The sequence below is a fragment of the Microcystis sp. LE18-22.4A genome (assembly GCF_027531105.1).
In the GTDB taxonomy this organism is placed as follows: Bacteria; Cyanobacteriota; Cyanobacteriia; order Cyanobacteriales; family Microcystaceae; genus Microcystis; species Microcystis aeruginosa.
This window is the reverse complement of record NZ_JAPZRB010000592.1, coordinates 1-2,518: the sequence shown is the minus strand read 5'-3', so window position 1 is coordinate 2,518 and position 2,518 is coordinate 1. Positions and strand designations below refer to the sequence as shown.

Genomic DNA, 2,518 nt, shown 5'->3' with positions numbered 1-2,518 from the left:
GACGTTCAAAAACCTTGCATTATCCTTCTTGTAGTACATCGCTTGGTACAAAAAACAAGGGCAACAAAGCCTAAAACGACCGGCTCCTGACGACCGGCTACTGACTCCTACCCCCAGGAAAAACTTTTTCAGCAGACCCTATTTATTCTTGCCACTTCCTAATTCATAATTCATAATTCCCGCTCCCCCGCTCTCCCGCTCCCCTATACCTTTTAAACAGGATTTAGTATTAGAGGTTTAATCAATAAAAGGGCATCAGCAAATGATGCCCTGTGGCTGAATATTTAAGTATGGTCATTTCAATTAAAATTGAGAATATCAATCCCAGAGTTCATAAGGGTTTTGTCGGTCTAGAGTGTCTCAGACTTATCTGAAATGACTATAGTTACAGATTTGATCCTAAGGATGAAGTATGCTCTTGTCTGCGCTCGTCTCCTGACTCGGAGAATTCTGAGTACCGAAAACGAAAACTTTATACTTGATCATTAAGATAAATCCCCTGCTTAGGCAGTGCGTTTTTTCACACTACCTAGTTCTCGAATGCCTAACCAACCGATCAAACTATAGCAAATCGATAGCAACATACTTTGAATACCAATTCTTAACCACTGTTTCAAAGCCTCCAAGTTAGCTTGGCTTTCTGCCTGTTTTCGTCGATCTTGCAGCTGAGTTTGTAGCTGATTTTTGATCTCATCTAATCGCTGTTTAAACTCCTTCGGTTTTTTGGATAAATCCCGTAAATTAGTTAATTGGTCTCTTTGTTGACGGAGGGTCTGTAACTGTTCCGTGTTGATCGGTTGTCCTTGGAAACGACCAGTTTCAATCACTTGAGTTCTCTGAGAGATCTGCTGTTCTAATAGTTGGGGATTTTGCGATAGAGTATTTAACTGGGCTAAGAAAGCTTGAATTTGTCCCTCTCCTTGGTCAACACCCTGTTCAATTTGAGTCAAAGCGTTGTTTTTAATCTGGTTGATATTATTGATGTGAACAGGAATCATCAACAGAAAAACTAAGCCTAACAGTGTGGAAAGAATAAAAATCGGCCAACGCAATTCAAAGCGGGATTTTCTAGGAATGACATCTCTATTGTTAGCGTCAATCCAGTAAGCGATTAAAACGAGAACGATACCCAGGAGAGGAACAATTCCTCGATCGACAAAGGTGGTGACGAACCCTACCTGCCATTGGGATTGACTGAATCGATAGGGCAGCGGCAGGATAAACCCATCCAAAAGGAAGGAAATAATGAAAACCAATCCCGTTAATTTCAGGGACAAAGAAGTAAAGCTGTTCATCGAAAAAATGGGTCTGAAACCCCGCCCTTTAGCGATAGCGGAGGGCGGCTTTATATAAGTTAGTGAGAAACAATTAAACCGTTAGAACGACGGATTAACTGAATCTTGCTAACAGCTATCTGTCCCAATCGTTGACCATTGGTATCGCTTACAGATAGCTGTTTTTCGGTATCTCCACTGACATAACCAATTCCTTTGGGAGAAGAAACTAAATCTCCTTTACGGAACCCATGTCCTGTGGTAGAGCCACCATATTTACGTCGTTTACCACCTTTAGAAAAAACCATCAGGTGAAGTTGACGACGACTAATAGGAGGACGTTTGATGACAGCGAAAGGAGCGTTTGTTACTTCAACGAAACCCTTCCAATCATATCCATGACCATTAGAATTGTGAAATGGCCAATAATCTAAAAATTGAAAACAGGCAAGAGCAATGCCATCGTTAGCATGGCTTTCTGGTGATTGTTCTGCTTTATTTTTGGACTTTTCTAGTCGCAAATATTTTCTGAGATTAGAGGTTTGCCAACCAAAGCGAGTATGGACTGTTGCCAATTGAGACAGTTGCTCAATAGCCCATTTTTGTCCGACCATAACCGACGAAAAACCTTTTCCAGACTTAGCTCCTTTTCTACCAGAAGTTAGAGCAATATCGGCTTTGATGTACTCAAAGTAAATATCGGTAATTGGATAGATTTTGGTTAGTTCGGAAACGACTCGAAGTTCAAGTTGACGATTAGCTCTGATTGAGGGAGCTAATTTTCCTGTTCTTCTATTTGAAAATCGTTGTTGTCGATGCGCTCTTAGATTAAAAGGAAGTTGGCGGTTAATCCGTCTTCCTCTACGTCCTCTTCGCATTAAGCAGCGATTGTCCAGTCGTTCTCTTACTCGTTTAAAAGGAAGTTCTAAGTGAGCCTTCCAAAGAGTAAAAAGGGAGGATTGAACACCAATTCCAGAGAATAATTTCCCCGGGTCAATACCAATAGCAATAGCAATCGGTTGGGTTTTACTATCGGAAGGTTCATCGATTAGCTGGACATAGAAAATATCTAAATCGTTGAATTTACCGATAGCTTTTCCTTCTTTAATCCACCGTCTGGCACGACTGGGTTTGGTGGGCATCAACGACTTTCCGTCTTTTGAGATAACAGGAACTCTTGCCATGGAGATAATCCTTAAGAGTAAAGTTAAAGTCCCTTTCCGCAACACAATCAAGATGTCTTG

2 protein-coding genes are annotated in these 2,518 nt (G+C 41.1%); both read right to left on the bottom strand.

The window, feature by feature from the left end; genetic code table 11:
* Window positions 1-503: 503 nt before the first annotated feature.
* Window positions 504-1,295 carry an HpsJ family protein gene (locus O9295_RS25460; RefSeq protein ID WP_288036088.1) on the bottom strand — a complete coding sequence of 264 codons (792 nt, stop codon included), beginning with the start codon at window positions 1,293-1,295 and terminating at the stop codon, window positions 504-506.
* A gap of 59 nt (window positions 1,296-1,354) precedes the next feature.
* Window positions 1,355-2,458, bottom strand: a complete 1,104-nt coding sequence (locus O9295_RS25455; RefSeq protein WP_288036089.1) for an RRXRR domain-containing protein — start codon at window positions 2,456-2,458, stop codon at window positions 1,355-1,357.
* Window positions 2,459-2,518 lie beyond the last annotated feature (60 nt).

What these genes read in the sequence shown, in the direction of transcription:
- O9295_RS25460 (WP_288036088.1), bottom strand. Translation starts at nt 1,295, where the DNA reads ATGAACAGCTTTACTTCTTTGTCCCTGAAATTAACGGGATTGGTTTTC.
- O9295_RS25455 (WP_288036089.1), bottom strand. Translation starts at nt 2,458, where the DNA reads ATGGCAAGAGTTCCTGTTATCTCAAAAGACGGAAAGTCGTTGATGCCC.